Here is a 20,187-nt window from a genome sequence, read left to right as displayed (position 1 = left end):
AGGGACGCACATGAGCGGGGAACCGGGTGCCGGGCGGCTTCTGGCGGGCCGTTACCGACTGCTGGACGGGCTCGGACAGGGCGGGATGGGGACGGTGTGGCGGGCGCGGGACGAGGTCCTGGACCGCGACGTGGCCGTCAAGGAGGTCCGGGCGCCGGACGGAATGCCTGATGAGGAGGTGCGCACCCTCTATATCCGGCTGGAGCGGGAGGGGCGCGCGGCGGCCCGCGTGGCGCACCGCAACGTCGTCGGCGTGCACGACGTGATCACCGAGGACGGCCGGCCCTGGATCGTCATGGAGCTGGTGCGCGGGCTCTCGCTCGCGGAGATCCTGGAGGCGGAGGGCCCGCTCACGCCCGCGCGCACCGCGCACATCGGCGCAGAGGTGCTCGCCGCGCTCCGGGCGGCGCACGCCGTGGGCGTGCTGCACCGGGACGTAAAACCGGGAAACGTACTCGTCTCCAACGACGGGCGTGTCGTCCTCACCGACTTCGGCATCGCGACGGTCGCCGGGAGCTCCACGCTGACGACGACCGGACAGCTCCTCGGCTCGCCGGAGTTCCTGGCCCCCGAGCGCGCGCTGGGCGGCCCGCCGGGGCCGGAGTCGGACCTGTGGTCGCTGGGGGTGACGCTGTACGCGGCGGTGGAGGGCTACTCGCCGTTCCGTCAGGACACCGCGCTGAGCACGCTGCGCGCCGTGGTGGACCAGGAACTGCCGCCGCCGCGCCGGGCCGGCGGGCTCGCGCCCGTGCTGGAGGGCCTGCTGCGCAAGGACCCGCGGCTGCGCATGGGAGCCGAGGAGGCGGCGCACCTGCTGCGGACCGCGGCCGCGGGCGGTGCGCCGCGCGCGGTGCCGGCCGCCTACGCCCCGACGGTGGTGGCGCCGCCGCCACCGGAACCCCCGCAGGAACCCGGACCGGCCACCACGACGGCCGTTCCCGCGCAGCCGCGCCGGGGGCGGGCGGCGCTGCTCGTGGCCGGGGTGCTCGTCGCGGCGCTCGCGGTGGGCGGGCTGGTGTGGGCGCTGGCGGACCGCGGGAGTTCGGGGAACGAGGGGAAAGAAGGGAGCACATCGTCGGCGGGCAGTTCGGCGCCGGGCGACGACGGGAACAGCGGGAACACGGAAACACCGTCGGGCGGGAAGTCCGCCTCCCCCGGCGCCTCCGTCGGCGTCGCCCTCACCGCGGTGCGCGACCACTACAACGGGCCCTGCCCGCCGCCGGACGCCGCCGCCCCCTCCTTCACCGCGGCCCTCACGGTGACCCGCGCCCCGGTGGACGTGGTCTACCGCTGGGTGACGGACAGCGGGGGCGGCGACTGGCAGACCGTCAGGTTCGCGGACACCCGGCCCCGGGTCGTGCAGCATGCGGAGACGGGCAGGAGCTCGGGCAAGGGCTGGGTCGCCGTCGAGGTGAAGAGCCCGCAGCAGGTGACGTCCCGTCATGTCTCCTTCACGCTGACGTGCCGGGCGACGCCGCCGACGAGCGGCACCCCGTCGGCCGGTTCGTCGGGTCCGACGAGTTCGGCGTCGCCCTCGGCGGGCCCGGCGACCGGCTACACCTCCAACGGGTCGTACGGCTCAGGCGGCCGATGAGAAGACCGGCAGGAATCCGCCGGACTGTCCGGCGGCGGTGGGGTGGTAGGACTCGTCGACGGGGAAGGTCAGGCTGTTGAGCCAGGGGTCGTCGGAGCAGATCTCGTGCCCGGCGAAGGTGGAGTTGGCGTCACCGTAGGCGAAGCCGTGGTCGGCGGCGCGCTTGGCGATGACGGAGTCGAGGACGTCGGCCGCGTCGTTGATGGCCGTCCGCTTGGTGTCGCTGAGTCCGACGCAGTCGACGCCGGTTCTGTAGAAGCGGGGGTAGCCGAGGACGACCACGTGTGCCGAGGGCGCCTTGGCGCTGATGGCGGAGTAGACGCGGTCGAGCTGTGCGGGCAGCTGATTCTGGACATACGTGCGGGCCTGGGCGATGCGGTCCAGACAGGAGCTGTCGGAGCCCAGCACGCAGCTGGACATGACGTCCGAGAAGCCCGCGTCGTTGCCGCCGACGGTGATGCTGACGAGCCCGGTGGAGGTGGAGAGCGGGCCCAGCTGGCTGGTGAGAACGTCACCCGTCCGGGCTCCGGAACAGGCGGTGAAGGCGAAGTCCGCGGGGGAGTTCGCGGCGGCCCAGAGCGCGGGGTAGGCCTTGGTGCTGCGCTTGCAGTCGCCGCTGGACGCGTCGTAGTCGCCCGCTCCGACGCCGGACGAATACGAGTCACCGAGCGCCACGTAGGCGGGAGTTGCGTCCTGCGACGCGGCATGTGCGGTGCCGGCCCCGCCGAGGGCGAGGGCGGCGGTCAGGGCCAGGGCGGTGAGGGCGCCCTGGAGCCGGGACGGATTCATGGAACCTCCTCTACCAGGCTTTTCTCCTACCTCGGTGGTAGCAGCGACCTGGCGTCGCTGGAAGTGTCCATGCCAAAAGTGGTCCTTGATCGGTCTCTTCGGCGGGCGTGGCGCAAACAGAAGGCGACGAATCGGTGGCCGGAAACACGCCGAACGCGGATTCCCCGGATGTTCATCCGACGGACGTCGTCCGGTTGTGGCGGAAGCGCCGCCCGGAAGCTGCTTGCGTGGTCTTCACACCTTGACGGGCCTCCGGCGACTGCGCGACATTGAAGCCCGGCATCCGGCGCTTCGGGGGGCAAAGTCGCCAATGCAGAGCTTCACAGATCTCCACGGTCCCGCCGAACCTGCGGAATCCGGCGGCACGGACGAGCACGCCGGGGGGAGGCAGCCGCTCGGCGACTCCCTCCCCGTGATCGCGGGTGCCGCCGCGGCCATCGCGGGAGCCGGCTGGGCCCTGGCCCTCGCCGACATCGGTTCGCCGCTGCGCGCGCCGTTCACCCTGTTCTTCCTGATCATGGCGCCGGCGTGCGCCGTGGGGGCCGCCCTGCACGGCCTCGACCCCCTGAGCCGGTCGGTGGTGGCCGCCGGCGGGGCCGTCGCCCTGGACCTGCTGGTCGCGCAGACCATGCTCGCACTGCACGCCTGGACCGTGCGGGGCGGTGTCGCCGCGGTCGCGGCCGTCAGCCTTCTCGTGTTCCTGCTGGCCCACGCGCGGCGCCACCGGAGCCGCACGACGAGAAGCCGGGCTTCCTGACGTGGACATCAGCGTGTACCGGCCCGGCGAACTCACGGCGGCCGACCGGGCTGCGTGGTCCGCCCTGCAGGCGCGGGCGGTGGAGGACGGCTCCCCACAGCTCGCGAATCCTTTCCTCGCACCGGAGTTCGCCCTCGCGGTGGGGCGCACCCGGCGCGGCACCCGTATCGCGGCCGTCCGGGAGGACGGCGAACCGGTGGCGTTCTTCCCCTTCCAGCGCACACGTCTGGGCGTGGGCCGGGCCGTGGGGCTGGGCGTCTCGGACGCCCAGGGGCTGGTGCACCGGCCGGGCTTCCAGTGGGACAGCCGCGAACTGCTGCACGCCTGCGGGCTGTCGCTGTGGGAGTTCGACCACCTGGTGGAGGGTCAGAAGCCGTTCGAGGTCGCGGCCTCCGGCTCCTTCGCCTCCCCCGTCATCGACGTCGACCAGGGCTTCGCCCACTATCTGCAGGCCCTGCGCAAGCAGTCGCCCAAGTTCACCCGCACCACGCTGGCCAAGGAGCGCCGGCTCGGCCGGGACGTGGGCGAGGTGCGCTACGTGCACGACGAGCGCGATCCGGCCGTTCTGCGCGTCCTGACCGGATGGAAGTCGGCGCAGTACCGAAGAACGGGACGCAGCGACCGCTTCGCCCGCCCCTGGATATCCCACCTCGTCGACCAGCTCTTCCACACCCGCACGGCGTCCTTCTCCGGGCTGCTGTCTGTGCTCTACGCGGGTGACCGGCCGGTCGCCGCGCACTTCGGGCTGCGCACGCAGACGGTGCTGGCCTGCTGGTTCCCCGCGTACGACCTGCGGTTCGCCAAGTACTCGCCGGGGCTGGTGCTGCACCTGCGGATGGCCGAGGGCGCGGCGGCCGCGGGAATGGCCTATCTGGACCTGGGCCGGGGCGGCAAGTCCTACAAGGACTCCCTGAAGACCCGTGAACTCAGCGTCTCCGAGGGCTGGGTGACGAGGCGTCACCCCGTTGCGCTGGGGTACCGGGCGCGCCGTGCGCCGGTGCGTGCGCTGCGCAACACCGTGCTCGCGCGGCCCGAGCTCTTCGACCCCGCCGACCGGCTGCTCAAGCGCGTGGGGCGCATCCGCGAGGGCGGCTGAACCCCCTCGGGTGCCCTGTTCCGCGCCCAACTGACCGTGCAACCATGGGTGGTTGCATCGGGCATAAACACACCAAAGGAGGAGTCTCCGCCTCAGCTCTTGCCATTCAGTCGCAAGCTTCAATACCGTCGTACATCTACCCGCATCGGCCCATCATGTCCAAGCGGCTCGGGGAGGGCTCACAGCGCCGCCATGATGTCCGGCGCGGGGCGCGGCAGGGGGTGCCGCGCTCGGCCGTCAACACTGCCGAGTCGCGTGCCGCGCGGCCGGTAACACATGCCAACTCGCCCGGGACCGACGGCGGTTCCCCGCCGTGCGGACGGGGCGAGTACCCCCTTTTCGCACCGGACAACCACCGGACCGCTCTTGGGCGGGCGGTCCACCGGACGAGAGGGAAACAGGACTCATGAGTGCGTTCCTGCGCCCGCCGGCGAGTCAGGACCAGGATCCGGACCCGGAGACATCCGGACGCCGATACCGCCCGGTGACCTCGCAGTTCGCGATAAGGCCACCGGTGAGCGTGGTGATTCCCGCCATGAACGAGGCGGAGAACCTTCCGTACGTCTTCAAGACGCTTCCCGACTGGATCCATGAAGTGGTCCTGGTCGACGGCAACTCCACCGACGACACGGTCCGGGTCGCCCGCGACCTGTGCCCGGACGTCAAGGTGGTCCAGCAGCTGGGCAAGGGCAAGGGCGATGCGCTGATCACCGGCTTCGCCGCCTGCACCGGCGAGATCATCGTCATGGTCGACGCCGACGGCTCCGCGGACGGGGGCGAGATCCTGCGCTACGTCTCCGCCCTCGTCGGGGGCGCCGACTTCGCCAAGGGATCCCGCTTCGCCAACGGCGGCGGCACCGACGACATGACACTCATCCGCAAGCTCGGCAACCGTGTGCTGTGCTCCATCGTCAATCACAAGTTCGGGGCCCGCTACACCGACCTTTGCTACGGCTACAACGCGTTCTGGAAGCGCTGCCTGGACGAGATCGCCCTGGACTGCGCCGGTTTCGAGGTCGAGACGCTGATGAACATCAGAGTGGTCAAGGCGGGCCTGCGGGTCCAGGAGATTCCCAGCCATGAGTTCGTCAGGATCCACGGCACCAGCAATCTGCGGGCCGTGCGCGACGGACTGCGGGTGCTGAAGGTGATCCTCCGCGAGCGCGGCGAACGCCGCGGCCGGCCCCGGCAGCAGCCCCGGCTCGCGATCGCACCGGCCGCCAACCGCGGGGACGTCTCTTGACCACCGCGGACACGGACCCGGAAGGTCGCCCCGGGGGACGGGCTGCGGGCCCGTCCGTCTCGGTGGTCATCTGTGTCTACACCGAGGACCGCTGGGGCGACATCCTCGCCGCGGTGGCCTCGGTGCACGGCCAGTCCCACCCGGCGCTGGAGACGCTGGTCGTCGTCGACCACAACCCGGCCCTGCTGCGCCGCCTGGCCAAGGCCTTCGGCGACGACGGCGCCGGCGCGGAGCCGGGCCGGGTGCGCGTCCTGGCCAACTCCGGCCCGCGCGGCCTGTCCGCCGGGCGCAACACCGGTACGGAGGCCGCCGTCGGCGAGGTGGTGGCCTTTCTCGACGACGACGCGGTGGCCGAGCGGGACTGGCTGCTGCACTTCGCCGAGGGCTACGCCGACCCCCGGGTCATGGCGGTCGGCGGGCGCACCATGCCCGTCTGGGCGTCCAGGCAGAGGCCCGCCTGGTTCCCCGAGGAGTTCGACTGGGTCGTCGGCTGCACCTATCGCGGCCTGCCGCCCGGCCGGGTGCAGGTGCGCAACGTCCTCGGCGGCAACGCCTCCTTCCGCAAGTCGGCGCTCACCGCGGTCGGCGGCTTCGCCAGCGGCATCGGGCGCGACGGGCAGCGGCTGCCGCTGGGCGGCGAGGAGACCGAGCTGTGCATCCGGCTGACCCGGGCCGTGCCGGATGCGGTGCTGCTCATCGACGACCGCTCGGTGATCCACCACCGGGTGCCCGCCGCCCGGGAGCGGTTCGGCTACTTCCGCACCCGGGCCTACGCCGAGGGCCTGTCCAAGGCCCTGGTCGCGCGAAGTGTCGGCCCGCAGCAGGGACTTGCCTCCGAGCGCCGCTACACCACGCGGGTGCTGCCCGCGGGTGTGGCCCGTGGGCTGCGGGACGCCCTGCTGGGCCGGCCCGGGGGCGCGGGCCGGGCCGGGGCCATCGTGGCCGGGGTGGCCGCCGCCGCCGGGGGCTACGCCCTGGGCAGCCTGCGGGCGCGCCGGGGCGGGCAGCGGTTCGCGGTGGCACGGCCGGCGCCGCCGGGGGCGAGAGCCGGGGAGGAGGGAGCATGAGCGGCAGCGCTGTCCCGATCCTGATGTACCACGCCGTGGGACATGCGCCGGCCCGCGCGGCCTACGGCCTCTCGGTCGCCCCGGAGGCCTTCGCCGAGCAGATGCGGCTGCTGCACGGCTTCGGCTTCACCCCGGTGACGGTCGCGATACTGGCCGCCGCCTGGCGCGAGGGGAGCGCGCTGCCGCCCAAGCCGGTACTCATCACCTTCGACGACGGTTATGAGGGCGTGCACCGTTACGCCCTCCCCGCCCTCGCCGAACACGGCTTCGCCGCCACGCTGTTCGCCTCCACGGGCTGGCTGCGCGGCGAGCACGACACGGGCGGCGCGCTCGATCTCATGCTCGGCTGGGACCAGGTCCGCGAACTCGCCGCGGCCGGGGTCGAGATCGGCGGCCACAGCCACACGCACCCCCAGCTCGACCAGCTGCCCGAAGAACGACTGGCGTTCGAGGTGGAGCGCTGCCGCGAGCTGATCACCGCCGAACTCGGCCGCCCGCCGGTGTCGTTCGCCTATCCGTACGGCTATTCCACCCGGCGGGTACGCGGGGCGGTGCGGGCGGGCGGCTTCTCCGTCTCGCTCGCCGTGGGCAACGGCATGGCGGCGCGCCGGCAGGGACCGTATGCGCTGCAGCGGGTGACGGTGCGGCGCACGACGGGTATAGCCGACTTCGAGCGCATGGTGGAGGGCCGGGCGGTGGGCCGGCTGTTCGCCAGGGACCGGGCTCTGACGAAGGGGTACGCCATCGTCCGCAGGAGCCGCCAGGCCGTCAGGAAGGCAAGCGAAGCACGTGTCTGACACGTCCACCCGGACCGAGGAGCGGGCAGCGGAGCCGAGCGGCCGGAGGCTGCGGCTGCCCGGGAGAGGAGGCGGCAGCCCGCTGTTCCGCAATGCCTTCGCACTGATGCTCAACACCGGCATCAGCGCCGTCCTGGGCCTGGGCTACTGGCTCGTGGCCGCGCGCTACTACACGGAGTCGGCCGTCGGCCAGGGGTCGGCGGCCATCGCCGCGATGAAGCTCCTCGCGGGGATCACCGCGGTGACGCTCACCGGCGCGCTGGCCCGCTTCATCCCGGTCGCGGGGCGCACCACGGGCCGGCTCGTCTTCCGTACGTACGCGGCCAGTTCGCTGGTGGTGGCGGCCGCGGCGGGCGTCTTCCTGCTCACGCTGGGGATGTGGGGTCCGTCGTACCGGTCCCTGCACGGGCTGCTGCCCGGGATCGGCTTCGTCGTGGCCGTCGTGGCCTGGTCGGTCCTGACCCTGCAGGACGGGGTGCTGACGGGGCTGCGCAGCGCGCCGTGGGTGCCGGTGGGCAACACCGCCTTCTCGGCGGTGAAGCTGGCGCTGCTGGTCGGGCTGGCGGCGGTGCTCCCGGTGTCCGGAGTGTTCGTCTCGTGGGTCGTCTCGATCGCCGTGTCGGTGCTGCCGCTGGGCTGGCTGGTCTTCCGGCGGCTGGTGCCCGCGCACGTGCGGGCCACGGAGCAGACGGCCCGGCCCGCCTCCTACCGGGAGATGGGCCGCTTCCTCGCCGGGGACTGCACCGGCTCGCTGTTCTCGCTGGCCGTGGTCTACCTGATCCCGGTGATCGTCGCGGCGCAGATCAGCTCCACCGACAACGCCTACTTCTACATCACCTCCACCATCGGCGGCACCGTCAACCTGCTCGCGATCAACATGGGCGCCTCGCTGACCGTCGAGGGCTCGCACGACCCGGCGCGGCTGGCGGACAACTGCCGGGCCGCGCTGCGCCGGATGGCCAAGATCATGATTCCGGTCTGTCTGGCGATGTTCCTCCTCGCGCCGTACGTCCTGCAGGTGTTCGGGCCGGGGTACGCCCACGCCGCGACGCCGCTGCTGCGCTGGTACGCGGTCGGGGCGGCGCTGCGCGTGGTGATGGAGGTCTACTTCGCGGTGCTGCGGGCGCAGAGCCGCACCGCCGGGCTCGCCTATCTGCAGGGGCTGCTGTGTGTGCTGGTGCTCGGGCTGACGCTGCTGCTGCTCCCCCGGATGGGGATGACGGGCGAGGGCGTCGCGGAGGTCTCCAGCCTGGCGGTGATCTGCTCCGTCGCCGCGGTACGGCTGCGGGCCGTGCTGCGGGGCGCCGCGCCCGCGCCGGACGCCGCGCAGCGTGCCGACGGGGCCGCCCCCGACGGCGACCTTGCGGACCTGGCCGTGGACGGCGACCGCCACGACGTGCACCCCCCTGCGGAGAACGAGGAACCGCCCGCCGAGCGCGAGCGGTTGCGCGACAGCACCGTCCGGGTGCTGCGCGCCGCGCTCGACGTGGACACCATGCCGCTGGGCGTCCGGGTGGACTTCGACCACCCGGAACGGCGCCCGGACATATGGCGGATGCCGCCGCCCGCCGCTTCGCCCGAGCCCTCTGCCTCCTCCGAACCGTCCGAACGCCCCGAGCAGCCGGAGCAGCCCGAACCGCCCGCCCCGCGCGAGCAGCAGAAGCGCACCCGGCCCCGGCCCGGCCCCGAGGCCGCCGTCTGGGGACTGCTGGTCTCCGCCCTGGCGCTGTACTGGGTGCCGCTGTGGGCCGCCGGCCGGGTGGACCTGGACGGCATGGGCGGGCTCGGGCTGATCTCCGTCCTGCCGGTGGCGACGCTCGTGGGCGCGGCGCTGCTGGTGCTCTCGTTCGTCTCCGCCCTGTGGCTGGACCGGCCGCGCACCCGGCTGCTGACGGCCGTCCTGCTGCTGACGGTCGTCTCGCTGCACGCGGTGCCCGCCCTGCTGGAGGGACAGCCGCGGTTCGCCACGGCCTGGCAGCACGCGGGCTTCATGGACTACATCGACCGCACCGGGGTGGCCGCGCCCGATCTCGACGCGCGCTGGAGCTGGCCCGGCTTCTTCGCCCTCGCCGCGTTCGCGGCCCGCGCCTGCGGCGTCACCGACCTCACCGAGGTGCTGCGCTGGTGGCCGCTGGCGATGCAACTGCTGTGCCTCGCACCGCTGGCGCTGCTGCTGCGGGCGGTGCGCGCGGACTGGCGGGCGAAGTGGACGGCGCTGTGGCTGTTCGTGCTGTGCGGCTGGGTCGGGCAGGACTACTTCTCGCCGCAGTCGCTCAACTACGTGTTCTACCTGCTGTTCATGGCCGTGCTGCTGGTGTGGTTCCGCTGGCCCGGGCAGCTCCGCGGGAAGCTGCTGCCCGGCGAGCAGGAGGTCGCCCCCCTCGGGCACGGACAGCAGGCGGTGCTGCTGGCGCTGCTGGTCGCCCTGTTCGCCGCATCGGTCTCCAGCCACCAGCTGACGCCGTTCGTGATGCTGGGCGTGCTGACCGTGCTCGTCCTGGTGCGCCGCTCGACCCTGCGCGGGCTGCCGCTGCTGTGCGGCGTGATGCTGGCGGTCTGGATCGGCTTCCTCGCCGAGCCCTACTGGTCCGGTCACTTCAACGAACTGTTCGGCGGCCTCGGTTCGCTCGGCGGCAACGTCTCCTCGTCCGTCTCGGGCCGCATCCAGGGCGGCAGCAGCACGCACAAGCTCGTGCTGTACGTACGGGTCCTGCTCGCCGGCGGCATGTTCGCCTTCGCCGCCCTCGGCTGGTGGCGGCGGCGCCGCGCCGGGATCGGCGACCTGTCGCTGCTGGTGCTGACCTGTGTGCCCTTCCTCGCCTTCGGCATGCAGTCCTACGGCGGCGAAGTCGCCCTGCGCGTCTTCCTGTTCGCCGTGCCCGGCGCGTGCGTCCTCGCCGCGCTGGCGCTCTTCCCCCGCACGCGCACGGGGAGGGGGCGCGGCCCGGCGATCCCGACGGCGGCGGCCCTGCTCGCCGGGCTCGTCCTCGTCTTCGGCTTCCTCGTGGCCCGCTGGGGCAACGAGTCCTTCGAACAGGTCCGCCCCGGCGAGGTCGCCGCCATGGACTATGTCTACGCCCACGACCAGCCGACCGTGCGGCTGCTGTGGATGAGCAGCAACACCGTCAACGACGTCACTCCCGCCATGCCCTGGGGTTCGCGCGACATGGAGCGGGTGTTCTACGACCCGGTCCTGGCGCCCCGCACGCCGGTCGACGTCCCCGGGCTGGTGACACGGCTGCGCGAGGCCGGGCCGAACGCGTACCTCATGATCAGCACCGGCCAGTCGACATACCTCGAACTGAGCGCCGGCTACTCCCCCGGCTGGCAGCGGGAGATGCGCAGCGCCCTCGACAAGCGGTCGGAGCTGCGCCGGGTGCTGTCCAACGAGGACGCGGTGCTGTACGAGCTGAAGCAGAAGCCGTCCGGGGAGGCGGCCCGGCCACGGCCGGGCCCGGCGGGGCCGCGGGTGACGTGGACACCGGCGTCGGTGATCGGCGGGCTCGCCGCGGCGGCCCTGCTGGCGCTGCTGACGGCACGCGAACTGGTACGGGTCGGCCTCCGGCCGGGGGTGCGGCAACTGCGGTGGATGCAGGGGTCGTTCTGGTTCGCGTTGCCGTTGTTGGGGGTGCTGGTGGCGGTGCTGGTGCAGCGGCTGGTGACGATGTCGTAGCCCCGTAAGGGGCGCGGGGCGGTTACATAAGCGGCTCCGCCGCGTGGGCGCGACCAGTCATCTGCGGGTGCGTCGTGGCTGGTCGCGCAGTTCCCCGCGCCCCTTACGGGGCACGCCCTCTCAGTAGAAGGCGCGATAGCAGAGCGCGGCCACCGCGTTCAGACCCGGAGCCGGCCCGCCGGGCCGGTGGTGCGGGACGCGGTGCCCGTTGAGGGCGGCAACCCCGGTCGCCGGGTAGGAGACGGCGACCCCACCGGCGCGGTCCCAGCTCGGATCGCTCTCCAGCGATCCGAGCTCCGCCGCAGTCCGGCCGGCCAAGTCCGGGTGCACATGCAACGGACCCACCTCGCCGCAAGCCGTGGTGAGCAACGTGAGGTCGCACTGTGCGGTGTCGGTGTGCAGATACACCGCGTCGTCGCCCTCGTAGTAGCCGTAGGCCGCGAAGGTGGGCACCAGGAGCCGTCCGCTCAGGGCCCGTGCCGTGCCGGTCAGGGCCAGGTGGAGCCGGGCGAGCAGCGGGCCGTTGGCGGCCGGGGTGCCGGGGCGTCCGGTGCGCCGCCGGGCGGTGACGGGGGTGCGGGGACCGTTCTCGGGTATCCGGGCATAAGGCCGACAGGCGCGGGCCTCCGCGGCGAGCCCGCCGGTCAGGTCGCGGTCCCACAGGCCGGGGAGGCGGACGAATCCGTCGGCGGCGAGGGCGCGTTGGTCGGCTCGGGCGACGGTGGCCGTCACGGGGCGTCGGCGGCGTTCGGCCAGGACACGTCCGGCGTGTAGTGGGCCAGTTCGCTCTCGGCCGGGACGGTCAGCACGCCGGCGAAGCAATAGCCCTCGGCCAGCGGCACCTTGGCGCGGTCGGCCAGCCGCTCGGCTATCGCGTCCCTGGCCTCGGGGGCCGCCTTGGCCAGGGAGATGACCTCCCCGGGCAGCACGTAGTAGTTGTCTTCCGCATCGACGATGACCAGCGCCTTGGTCGCGCTTTCGCACATGGGTGGAGCCCTTTCGGACACGGCAGGGAGCGGTGGGGGCGGTCCGGACGCCGCTCGAAGTGTTGCGGCGCCCGGGGCCGTAAGGCAACCGCCGGGACGGTGCCCCACCCGGCGCACGGGAGGCGCCCTAGGTCAGCCAGCGGACCTCGTACGCCCCCAGCCCGATGTCGTGCCCGTCCACCGTGGCGGTGATGGGCCGGTCCAGCGTGTTGACGACCAGCGCCGTCCGGTCCGAGGCGAGGGCGCGCACATGCGCGGCGTCGGACCCGCCGACGTCGGGCGTGCGCAGGCGGGTGCCCGGGTGGAAGGCCGTGACGAAGCGCTGCAGCAGGTCCATCATCGGCAACTTGCCGCCGCCGCTGCCCAGTTGGGTGGCGCTCCACAGACAGCCCGGGCAGTCGGCGGTCTGCTCCTCGGGGTTCCAGTAGAAGGCGGTGGCCACGCCGGCCCCGGCGAGCTCCATCATGGCCGTGGCCTGGACGGCGATGCGGTGCGGCTCCGTCCAGCCGCGGCGGTTGTCCTGGGCGTCGGGCGGCTCGACGTACCACTCGGCCCACCACACGGGCAGCCCCGTGGTCTTCGTCAGCCATGTGCTGACGTCGGCGAACTTGCGGGTGGCCGCGAACTCGTCGGGCAGCATCCGGTTGCCGTCGCGCGTGTAGCTGGAGCCGTCGACCACGACGAAGTCGGCTCCCGCCTTGTGCTTGTCCCAGTACTCCAGGGCGTCGACGGACCGCTGGTCCACCACCCCCCAAGGCCCTTGCAAGGACGAGGCGTTGGAGGCGTTCCCGGGCGTCTCGGTGTCCATGACGACGTACGGACCGCCGACGAGGGCGTTCCTGTTCTGTTTCTTGATCTCCGCGTAGACGAGGTTGTAGAGCTCGGTGTACCCCTCGTAGTCCCAGCGCTTCCTGGAATCGTCGTAGAAGCCCTTGAACTCGTTCCACACGACGAAGTGCCGCACGTCCGGATAGCGTTGGGCGATCACGCCCGCGAGGTGGGCGAAGTCCTTGTAGTGGGCCCGGTCGGGGGCCGTCTCCAGGGACTTCTGGGACCAGTTGGTGCGGTTCCCGCCGCCCTTCATCCAGTCCGGGGCGCAGCACAGCGTCAGCACCGGCGTGGCGCGGGTGCTGCGCATGAGGGCGACGCGGCGGTCGAGGTCGGCGAAGTTGTAGGACCCCGGTCTGGGCTCGGGGTTGTCGGCGCCCCAGCCCATGATGTGCTGGTTCTGCGGCATGGGGTCGGCGGAGAGCACCCCGGCGGCGTTGCTGCGGGCGCCGTCGTTGCCGAGGTCGGCGCTGTACTGGGTGTGCGTGAACCCGAAGCCGAGGTAGGCGGGGGTGCCGCCGCCGGTGTTGCCGGGCACGCCCTGGGCGCCACGGGCGCGGCCGCCGGACTGGCAGCCGCCGGCACAGAGCAGCAGTACGAACGCGGCGACGACGGCCGCGACCAGGGCGACGAGGTGCGCCCGATTTCCGTCATGACGTCCCATCACGGGCCAGGGTATCGCTCGCGCTTCCGGTGCCGGGCACAATCGCGCCCCGTAAGGGGCGCGGGACAGCTACATTTGCGGCTCCGCCGCGTGGGCGCGACAAGCCACGAACGCCCCGCAGCCGAAAGGCGACCAGGACGGTCAGCCCTCGTACACGGCCCGCAACGCGTCCTCGGCGGCGGCGAGGGCCGCAGCCCGGTCCAGGCCCAACCGATGGGCCCGCTCGGCGAACGCCCGCGCGGCGTCCGCAGCCGCACGGGCCCCCGCATCCCCTTGGGCCGCAATGAACGTCCCATTGCGGCCCCGGGTCTCGATCACTCCGTCCGCCTCGAGCGCCCGGTACGCCTTGGCCACCGTGTTGGCCGCGAGTCCCAGGTCCTCCGCGAACCCCCGTACCGTCGGGAGCTTGTAGCCCACCGGCAGTTCGCCGGAGCGGGCGCGCTCCGCGATGCGGGCGCGGATCTGCTCGTAGGGCGGTTCGGCCGCTTCCGGGTCGACGGTCAGGTGCAACGCCACGGTGGAACTCCAGGCTGTGGGATGTGGTCGCACCTATTGTGCGTCAGGACGCTACAGCTCGAGCGCCGTTCCGTACGAGCCGAGCCACGTGTTGAGCCCCAGCACGAGTTCCGTGCTCGTCCGGAAGCCCTCCCCCGCGTCCTCGGAGAGGGCGCGTGCGACGGCTGCGGTGTCCAGCAGCGGCCGTACGGGGGCGTCCTGGTCGGCGAGCACGCGCCGCAGCTCCGCGCCGAGGGCGTCCGCGTACCGCGGGTCCTGGGTACTGGGGTACGGGCTCTTGACCCGGTCGGCCACGATGCCGGGGAGCACGTCGCGCACGGCGGCGCGCAGCAGGGACTTCTCGCGCCCGTCGAAGGTCTTGAGCGCCCAGGGGGTGTTGTAGACGTACTCGACCAGCCGGTGGTCGCAGAACGGCACCCGCACCTCCAGCCCGACGGCCATGCTGGCGCGGTCCTTGCGGTCGAGCAGCAGCTGCACGAAGCGGGTCAGGTGCAGATAGCTGACCTCGCGCATGCGCCGCTGCAGTCCGCTCTCGCCGGGCAGGTACGAGATCTCGGCGAGGGCGTCCCGGTAGCGGGTGTCCTGGTAGCCGGGGAGGTCGAGCTTGGCGAGGACGCCCGGGTCGAGCAGGGCGGTGCTGCCGCCGCTCTGCTCCCCGGCGAAGCTGTCGAAGATGCCGCCCGCGATCCACGGGAAGGTGTCGGCGTGCACGGCCTCGGGGTCGTGGAACCAGCGGTAGCCGCCGAAGACCTCGTCCGCGGACTCCCCGGACAGCGCGACCGTGGACTGTTCGCGGATCGCCTTGAAGAGGAGGTAGAGCGAGGTGTCCCCGTCGCCGAACCCCATGGGCAGGTCACGGGCGTTGAGGACGGCGTCGCGGTTGGCCCGTTCCATCAGCGCGGCGGTGTCGAGAACGATGTCGCTGTGGTCGGAGCGCACGTGCTCGGCCAGGGCGTGGGCGTACGGCCCGTCGGGGGTGGGCCGCAGCGTGTCGGCCTTGAAGTTCTCCGTGTAGCCGGTGAAGTCGACCGAGAAGGACCGCACCGGGCCTCTGCCCGCGTCGGCCAGGCCCTTGGCGGAGAGGGCGGTGATGGCGGAGGAGTCGAGCCCGCCGGAGAGCAGGGTGCACAGCGGGACGTCGGCTATCAGCTGGCGGGCGACGATGTCGTCGAGCAGTTCGCGGACGTGCCGGACGGTGGCGGCGGTGTCGTCGGTGTGCTCGCGGGCTTCGAGGGACCAGTAGCGCCGGACGGTCAGCCCGGCGCGGCGGACGCGTGCGGTGTGGCCGGGACGCAGTTCGTACATGCCCCGGTAGACGGCGTGGCCGGGCGTCTTGGTCCAGCCGACGAGCTCGGCGAGGCCCTCCGCGTCGACGGCGGGGCGCACGGCGGGGTGGGCGAGGATGGCCTTGGGCTCGGACCCGAAGAGTACGCCGTCCGAAGTGGGCCAGTAGTAGAGGGGTTTGATGCCCATGCGGTCGCGGACCAGGAGCAGTTCCTCGGTGCGCGGGTCCCACAGGGCGAAGGCGTACATGCCGTTGAGGCGCTGCGTGAAGTCCTCGCCCCATTCGAGGTAGGCGTGCAGCACCACTTCGGTGTCGCTGCTGGTGCGGAAGGTGTGGCCGTGGGACTCCAGTTCGGCGCGCAGCTCGCGGTAGTTGTAGACCTCGCCACTGTAGGTGGTGGCGAGCAGGGTGCGCCCGTCGTGTTCGACGAGCATCGGCTGCCTGCCGCCCTCGATGTCGATGACGGCCAGCCGGCGGTGTCCGAAGGCGGCGTGGGTGTCGAGCCAGATGCCTGCGGCGTCCGGGCCGCGACAGGCCATGGTCCGCGTCATCGCGTCAAGGGTGCCGCGCTCGGTGGTGAGATCCCGGCCGTAGGAAACCCATCCCGCGATACCGCACATTGCTGTACCCCTCTCTTCGACGGATCGGGGCATGACGCTACGCCGATATAGATGCACACACCATCTATGAGGAGGTAAAACCTTTTGATTCAGGCCAGTTGAGCCGCCTACGGTTCCCGCCATGACATCAACGACACACATCCTGGTCCGCGACCTGCGCCCCGGCGACCCCGAGGACGCGGCGGCCGCGGCCGAGACGCGGCGCGCGGCCCTGCCGTTCATGCTGGTCACGCCCGAACTCCTGGCCTGGGAGGCGGAACACTCGCCCGCGGAGGCGCACTACCGGCTGCTGGTGGCCGAGGTGGACGGCACGGTCGTGGCCACCGCACGGACCGGCCTGTTCTTCGACAGCCCCGAGCCCGGAAAGGCCTATTGCAACCTGTACGTCCATCCGGACGCGGCCGGCCGGGGCGTCGGATCGACGCTGCTGGCGGCAGCCGAGGAACACCTGGCCGGGCTGGGCGCCCGGTCCGTGTACGCGTGGGCCCTGGAGGACGGCCACTCCGTCGCCTGGGCCGGCCGCCGTGGCTACGAACCCCGCCGCCGGGCCCGCTTCCTGCGCCTCGACCTCGCCGCACTGCCGCCGGAGACGGCGCCGCCGGCCGGGATCGAACTGCGGACGGTCGCGGACTTCGCGGACGATCCGCGGCCGTTGTACGAGCTGGACGCGGCGGTGTCGCTCGACGAGCCGGGGGAGGTGGAGACGGAACCGATCCCGTACGAGGAGTGGCTGGCCGCCCACTGGGAACGGCCGGGCATGGACCGCGACCTGTCGGTGGTCGCGGTGGCCGATGGCACCCCGGTCGCGTTTTCGCTGGCGCGGACGGACGGTCGGGGGCGGTACATGTCGGCCATGACCGGCACTGCACGCGAGTGGCGGGGCCGGGGGTTGGCCAGGCTGACGAAGAACCGCTCACTGCACCTGGCCCGCGAGGCGGGGTGCATGGAGGCGTTCACCGGTAACGATGCCGGGAACGTACCGATGTTGGCCGTGAACCGATGGTTCGGGTACGAGCCGGCGGCGGATGAATGGCACTGCGTGCGGGTACTGGGGTGACCGTGGGGTGGTGCGCCCCGTAAGGGGCGCGGGGCGGTCACATTATGCGGCTCCGCCGCGTGGGCGCGATCAGCCACAGCGGACCCGCAGTTGCTCACAGGCGCCGGTACCGCGCCCTCCGCTCCGCGCGCAGCGCGACACGGTCGCGCACCCGCAACGCGCTCAGCTCCGCACCGGCCACCCGCCCGAGCCGCGGCAGGAAGTCGTCGTCCCCCTCCTCCACGATCCGGTCCACGATCCCCCGCCCCAACAGGTCGGCGGACCGCACCCCTTGCCGGTCGGCCACCTCGAACGCCCGCTCCGTGGTGCGGTGGAGGATCGCCGAGGCGCCCTCCGGCGGCAGCGGTGACAGCCAGGCGTGCCGCGCCGCGACCACCCGGTCGGCCGGGAGCAGGGCGAGCGCGGCGCCGCCCGCGCCCTGGCCCAGCAGCAGGCACAGGGTCGGCGCGTCCAGGGTCACCATGTCGGCGAGGCAGCGCGCGATCTCGCCCGCGAGCCCGCCCTCCTCGGCCTCGCGGGACAGTGCGGCCCCGGCCGTGTCGACGACGGTGAGCAGCGGCAGCCCCAGTTCGGCCGCGATGCGCATGCCCCGCCGCGCCGCCCGCAGCCCGGCGGGCCCGAGGGCCTGCCCGTGCTCCGGGACGCCCGCGGCGGGCGTGGCCCGGCTGCCGCGGTCGTGGCCGAGGACGACGCAGGCGGCACCGCCGACCCGGGCGAGGGCGAGCAGCAGCCCCGGGTCACGCTCCCCGGCACCCGTACCGCTGAGGAGCGTGACGTCATCGGCGGCGACCGCCAAGAACTCCCGCACACCAGGCCGTTCGGGCCGGCGCGACCGCCTGATCGACTCGGCGGTGGACGGCGGCTCCCCGGCAGAGGGCTCCACCACAGCGGGCAGCGACACCGGCTCCGCACCGTCGTCGCACAGCACCGACAGCGCCCGCGCCGCAACCCCGGCCAGGCGTGCCGCAGGCAGCACCGCATCGACGAGCCCGTTCGCCAGCAGGTTCTCCGCGACCTGCACGCCCTGCGGGAACTCCTCGCCGTACAGCGCCTCGTGGACCCGGGGGCCCAGGAAGCCGATGAGCGCGCCGGGTTCGGCGGAGGTGAGGTGGCCGAGGGAGCCCCACGAGGCGAGGACGCCGCCGGTGGTGGGGTGCCGGAGGTGCACCAGGTAGGGCAGTCCGGCGGCCTTGTGCTCGGTGATCGCGGCGGCGACCTTCACCATCTGCAGGAAGGCGATGGTCCCTTCCTGCATCCGGGTGCCGCCGGAGGCGGGCGCGGCCAGCAGCGGCAGCCGCTCGGCCGTCGCCCGCTCCACGGCCCGCACCAGCCGCTCCCCCGCCGCGACCCCGATCGACCCGGCCAGGAAGCGGAATTCGCAGGCCACGACGGCCACCCGGCGGCCGTGCAGCAGTCCTTCGCCGGTGATGACGGACTCGTCGAGCCCGGTGCGCCGGCGCGCGGCGAGCAGGTCGGCGCGGTAGTCCGGGTCGTCCTCGGTCAGCGCGAGGGGCTCGTCCCAGCAGCGCCAGCTGCCGGGGTCGACGACGGCCGCGATGAGGTCGAGCGCGGGGGTGTGCATGGGGTCACCCTGCCACGGGGAGGCGGAGCAGTTCCTCGAACCCGCCTGCGGTGCGGGCGAGGTCCTCCAGCTCGTCGAGCGCCGCGACGGCCCGCGCCGCTGCGACGGGGTCGCGCTCGGCCAGGCCGCTCTCGGCGAACTCGTCCTCGTCGAGGCGGAGGACGGCGGTGCCGTCCGCGGAGCGCCACAGGTCGAGGTCGAGGTCGGTCACGACGAGCGTGCCGTCCTCGACGCGGGCGGGCCGGGTGATGTCGCAGTACCAGCCCTTGAGCGTGCCGCGGGCGTCTCGGACCTCCTTGACGGAGTACCAGCGGTCGCGCCAGTAGTGCTCGGTGAACACGTCGCCCTCCTCGAAGCGGACGAACCCGAAGTCCCGGGCGGCCGCGCCGGCCCAGGGGGCGCGGACGACGACGCGGGTGCCGTCGTCGTGGACGAGGGTTGCGGGGTAACGGGTGTCGGGGCGGGGGGTCTTGACGAGTCGCACGGTAGTGATCATGTGTGCAGCCTCTCGCGCTGCCGCGCGGCCGGGCCAATGGTTTTCGCCCCGTCAGGGGCGCGGGGAACTGCGCGACCAGCCACAGCCGGCCTGCAGCCGACGCATCACCCCAGGGGTCCGGGGCCGAAGCCCCGGGGCTTCGACTGCAGGCATGTCGTGGCTGATCGCGCAGTTCCCCGCGCCCCTATGGGGCGCAGCCCCTAACCCCGGACCATCGCCGAGCAGTCGCTCGGGGTGGCGTTCTCCGGGTCCAGCGCATTGGCCGCCTCGTGGAACGCCACCCGGTCGATCGTGCCGATGGCCAGGTGCTCCGAGATGTCCACCGGGCACAGGTCCTGCAGCAGGACGTTCTTCACGTCGGGCCCGGACAGGAACTGCGTCTGGTACGGCGTGACGACCTCGTCCCACTTGGTGGCGATCACCGTGTAGCGGATCCCGGGCAGCGTGTCCCCGCCCTCGTTGAGCTTCCGCATGAACGGCGAGCCCACCACCTGGTCGGTCAGGCCGGGTGCGGTCGCGTTGATCACCTTCCGCGCGGCGGGGCCGATGCCGGGGACGATGTCCATCAGCCTGGCGATCCCTGACAGCGTCGTCCCGTGGCTGTTGGGCGCGATGCCGACGATCGCGTTCACCTTGTCGGCGCCGCCGAGGAACTTCGTGTAGTAGCGCGGCAGCATGCCGCCCTGCGAGTGCCCGACCATGTCGACCTTCGACGCGCCGGTCTCGGCGAGCACCTTGTCGACGTACGCGGCGAGCTGCTCGCCCGACTTCTCGATCGAGCCGAGCCCGTAGAAGACCGGCACGCCCGGGAGCTGGCCGTAGTCGAAGGAGAAGACGCAGTAGCCGCGGCTGGTCAGGTAGGGGGCGAAGGACCACCAGTTGGTGGAGCCGTTCTCCATGGTGCCGTGCACGAGGACGACGGGGCGCGGGTGCGCGGCGGACGGCTTGCAGGAGTAGTCGTTCCAGCCGCTGGTGACGGCGGGCGCGGCGCTGCCCTGCGGGGCCGCCACGGCCTCCGGTGCGGCGGCGGCCATCGTCGTCAGGGCGACGACGGGCAGCAGGGCACGGAGGGATCTCCAGCGCATCTTCGGGCGCAGCTTCACAGGGACTCCTTGCTGGTGTGGGGAGTTCGGCGGG

The 20,187-nt window shown here is 72.7% G+C and carries 17 protein-coding genes; 8 read left to right on the top strand and 9 right to left on the bottom strand.

The window, feature by feature from the left end; all coding sequences use genetic code 11:
• Positions 1 to 10 precede the first annotated feature (10 nt).
• Complete coding sequence (locus ACMATS_RS29990) at positions 11 to 1,594, top strand: serine/threonine-protein kinase (protein WP_414169672.1); 1,584 nt, start codon at positions 11 to 13, stop codon at positions 1,592 to 1,594.
• Here the strand turns inward: ACMATS_RS29990 and ACMATS_RS29985 are convergent.
• The gene (locus ACMATS_RS29985; RefSeq protein ID WP_414169671.1) at positions 1,580 to 2,383 is read right to left on the bottom strand and encodes an SGNH/GDSL hydrolase family protein; all 804 of its coding nucleotides are present in this window, start codon (positions 2,381 to 2,383) and stop codon (positions 1,580 to 1,582) included. The two genes, ACMATS_RS29990 and ACMATS_RS29985, sit on opposite strands and share 15 nt — an antisense overlap.
• A gap of 310 nt (positions 2,384 to 2,693) precedes the next feature.
• Between ACMATS_RS29985 and ACMATS_RS29980 the strand changes: the two genes are divergently transcribed.
• The 6 genes from ACMATS_RS29980 (at position 2,694) to ACMATS_RS29955 (ending at position 11,016) form a co-directional block, all read left to right on the top strand.
• Positions 2,694 to 3,140 carry a hypothetical protein gene (locus ACMATS_RS29980; protein ID WP_391154150.1) on the top strand — a complete coding sequence of 149 codons (447 nt, stop codon included), beginning with the start codon at positions 2,694 to 2,696 and terminating at the stop codon, positions 3,138 to 3,140.
• A gap of 1 nt (position 3,141) precedes the next feature.
• On the top strand, positions 3,142 to 4,236 hold the full coding sequence (locus ACMATS_RS29975) for a GNAT family N-acetyltransferase (RefSeq protein ID WP_390782412.1): 1,095 nt from the start codon (positions 3,142 to 3,144) through the stop codon (positions 4,234 to 4,236).
• 406 nt (positions 4,237 to 4,642) lie between these two features.
• A complete protein-coding gene (locus ACMATS_RS29970) occupies positions 4,643 to 5,479 on the top strand; it encodes a glycosyltransferase family 2 protein (protein WP_390782411.1) in 837 nt (278 codons plus the stop codon).
• Positions 5,476 to 6,546 (top strand): glycosyltransferase family 2 protein, encoded by a 1,071-nt coding sequence (locus ACMATS_RS29965; protein ID WP_414169670.1) that lies wholly within the window; start codon positions 5,476 to 5,478, stop codon positions 6,544 to 6,546. The genes ACMATS_RS29970 and ACMATS_RS29965 overlap by 4 nt, the downstream gene beginning before the upstream one ends.
• Positions 6,543 to 7,343, top strand: coding sequence for a polysaccharide deacetylase family protein (locus tag ACMATS_RS29960; RefSeq protein ID WP_414169669.1), 801 nt, complete (start codon positions 6,543 to 6,545; stop codon positions 7,341 to 7,343). Before ACMATS_RS29965 ends, ACMATS_RS29960 begins: the two co-directional genes overlap by 4 nt.
• Positions 7,336 to 11,016 (top strand): lipopolysaccharide biosynthesis protein, encoded by a 3,681-nt coding sequence (locus tag ACMATS_RS29955; RefSeq protein WP_414169668.1) that lies wholly within the window; start codon positions 7,336 to 7,338, stop codon positions 11,014 to 11,016. Before ACMATS_RS29960 ends, ACMATS_RS29955 begins: the two co-directional genes overlap by 8 nt.
• Before the next feature lie 120 nt (positions 11,017 to 11,136).
• On the opposite strand, the gene ACMATS_RS29950 is transcribed toward ACMATS_RS29955, so the two are convergent.
• The 5 genes from ACMATS_RS29950 to asnB form a co-directional block, all read right to left on the bottom strand.
• Positions 11,137 to 11,748 carry a hypothetical protein gene (locus ACMATS_RS29950; protein WP_414169667.1) on the bottom strand — a complete coding sequence of 204 codons (612 nt, stop codon included), beginning with the start codon at positions 11,746 to 11,748 and terminating at the stop codon, positions 11,137 to 11,139.
• Positions 11,745 to 12,002 carry a hypothetical protein gene (locus ACMATS_RS29945; RefSeq protein ID WP_390782406.1) on the bottom strand — a complete coding sequence of 86 codons (258 nt, stop codon included), beginning with the start codon at positions 12,000 to 12,002 and terminating at the stop codon, positions 11,745 to 11,747. The genes ACMATS_RS29950 and ACMATS_RS29945 overlap by 4 nt, the downstream gene beginning before the upstream one ends.
• A gap of 127 nt (positions 12,003 to 12,129) precedes the next feature.
• Positions 12,130 to 13,494, bottom strand: coding sequence for a xylan 1,4-beta-xylosidase (locus tag ACMATS_RS29940; RefSeq protein WP_414169666.1), 1,365 nt, complete (start codon positions 13,492 to 13,494; stop codon positions 12,130 to 12,132).
• A 141-nt stretch (positions 13,495 to 13,635) separates the two neighbouring features.
• On the bottom strand, positions 13,636 to 14,010 hold the full coding sequence (locus tag ACMATS_RS29935) for a GntR family transcriptional regulator (RefSeq protein ID WP_390782404.1): 375 nt from the start codon (positions 14,008 to 14,010) through the stop codon (positions 13,636 to 13,638).
• A gap of 51 nt (positions 14,011 to 14,061) precedes the next feature.
• Positions 14,062 to 15,915 (bottom strand): asparagine synthase (glutamine-hydrolyzing), encoded by a 1,854-nt coding sequence (asnB, locus tag ACMATS_RS29930; protein WP_414169665.1) that lies wholly within the window; start codon positions 15,913 to 15,915, stop codon positions 14,062 to 14,064.
• Between the two features lie 121 nt (positions 15,916 to 16,036).
• On the opposite strand from asnB, the gene ACMATS_RS29925 reads away from it, so the two are divergent.
• Positions 16,037 to 16,972, top strand: a complete 936-nt coding sequence (locus tag ACMATS_RS29925; protein WP_414169664.1) for an N-acetyltransferase family protein — start codon at positions 16,037 to 16,039, stop codon at positions 16,970 to 16,972.
• Between the two features lie 94 nt (positions 16,973 to 17,066).
• On the opposite strand, the gene ACMATS_RS29920 is transcribed toward ACMATS_RS29925, so the two are convergent.
• From ACMATS_RS29920 to ACMATS_RS29910, 3 genes are all read right to left on the bottom strand, one after another.
• Positions 17,067 to 18,554, bottom strand: coding sequence for a carboxyl transferase domain-containing protein (locus ACMATS_RS29920; RefSeq protein ID WP_414169663.1), 1,488 nt, complete (start codon positions 18,552 to 18,554; stop codon positions 17,067 to 17,069).
• A gap of 4 nt (positions 18,555 to 18,558) precedes the next feature.
• Positions 18,559 to 19,050, bottom strand: coding sequence for a DUF402 domain-containing protein (locus ACMATS_RS29915; RefSeq protein ID WP_390782400.1), 492 nt, complete (start codon positions 19,048 to 19,050; stop codon positions 18,559 to 18,561).
• 200 nt (positions 19,051 to 19,250) lie between these two features.
• Positions 19,251 to 20,135: an esterase/lipase family protein gene (locus ACMATS_RS29910; RefSeq protein ID WP_414170821.1), complete on the bottom strand. Its 885-nt coding sequence runs from the start codon at positions 20,133 to 20,135 to the stop codon at positions 19,251 to 19,253.
• Between the last annotated feature and the right edge of the window lie 52 nt (positions 20,136 to 20,187).

Origin of the sequence: Streptoverticillium reticulum, from assembly GCF_047456005.1 — a bacterium.
Taxonomy (GTDB): Bacteria; Actinomycetota; Actinomycetes; order Streptomycetales; family Streptomycetaceae; genus Streptomyces; species Streptomyces reticulum.
Note: the sequence above shows the minus strand (reverse complement) of the source record. Positions and strands in the feature narration are given on the sequence as shown.

What these genes read in the sequence shown, in the direction of transcription:
- ACMATS_RS29990 (WP_414169672.1), top strand. Translation starts at nt 11, where the DNA reads ATGAGCGGGGAACCGGGTGCCGGGCGGCTTCTGGCGGGCCGTTACCGA.
- ACMATS_RS29985 (WP_414169671.1), bottom strand. Translation starts at nt 2,383, where the DNA reads ATGAATCCGTCCCGGCTCCAGGGCGCCCTCACCGCCCTGGCCCTGACC.
- ACMATS_RS29980 (WP_391154150.1), top strand. Translation starts at nt 2,694, where the DNA reads ATGCAGAGCTTCACAGATCTCCACGGTCCCGCCGAACCTGCGGAATCC.
- ACMATS_RS29970 (WP_390782411.1), top strand. Translation starts at nt 4,643, where the DNA reads ATGAGTGCGTTCCTGCGCCCGCCGGCGAGTCAGGACCAGGATCCGGAC.
- ACMATS_RS29960 (WP_414169669.1), top strand. Translation starts at nt 6,543, where the DNA reads ATGAGCGGCAGCGCTGTCCCGATCCTGATGTACCACGCCGTGGGACAT.
- ACMATS_RS29945 (WP_390782406.1), bottom strand. Translation starts at nt 12,002, where the DNA reads ATGTGCGAAAGCGCGACCAAGGCGCTGGTCATCGTCGATGCGGAAGAC.
- ACMATS_RS29940 (WP_414169666.1), bottom strand. Translation starts at nt 13,494, where the DNA reads ATGGGACGTCATGACGGAAATCGGGCGCACCTCGTCGCCCTGGTCGCG.
- asnB (WP_414169665.1), bottom strand. Translation starts at nt 15,915, where the DNA reads ATGTGCGGTATCGCGGGATGGGTTTCCTACGGCCGGGATCTCACCACC.
- ACMATS_RS29925 (WP_414169664.1), top strand. Translation starts at nt 16,037, where the DNA reads ATGACATCAACGACACACATCCTGGTCCGCGACCTGCGCCCCGGCGAC.
- ACMATS_RS29920 (WP_414169663.1), bottom strand. Translation starts at nt 18,554, where the DNA reads ATGCACACCCCCGCGCTCGACCTCATCGCGGCCGTCGTCGACCCCGGC.
- ACMATS_RS29915 (WP_390782400.1), bottom strand. Translation starts at nt 19,050, where the DNA reads ATGATCACTACCGTGCGACTCGTCAAGACCCCCCGCCCCGACACCCGT.
- ACMATS_RS29910 (WP_414170821.1), bottom strand. Translation starts at nt 20,135, where the DNA reads ATGCGCTGGAGATCCCTCCGTGCCCTGCTGCCCGTCGTCGCCCTGACG.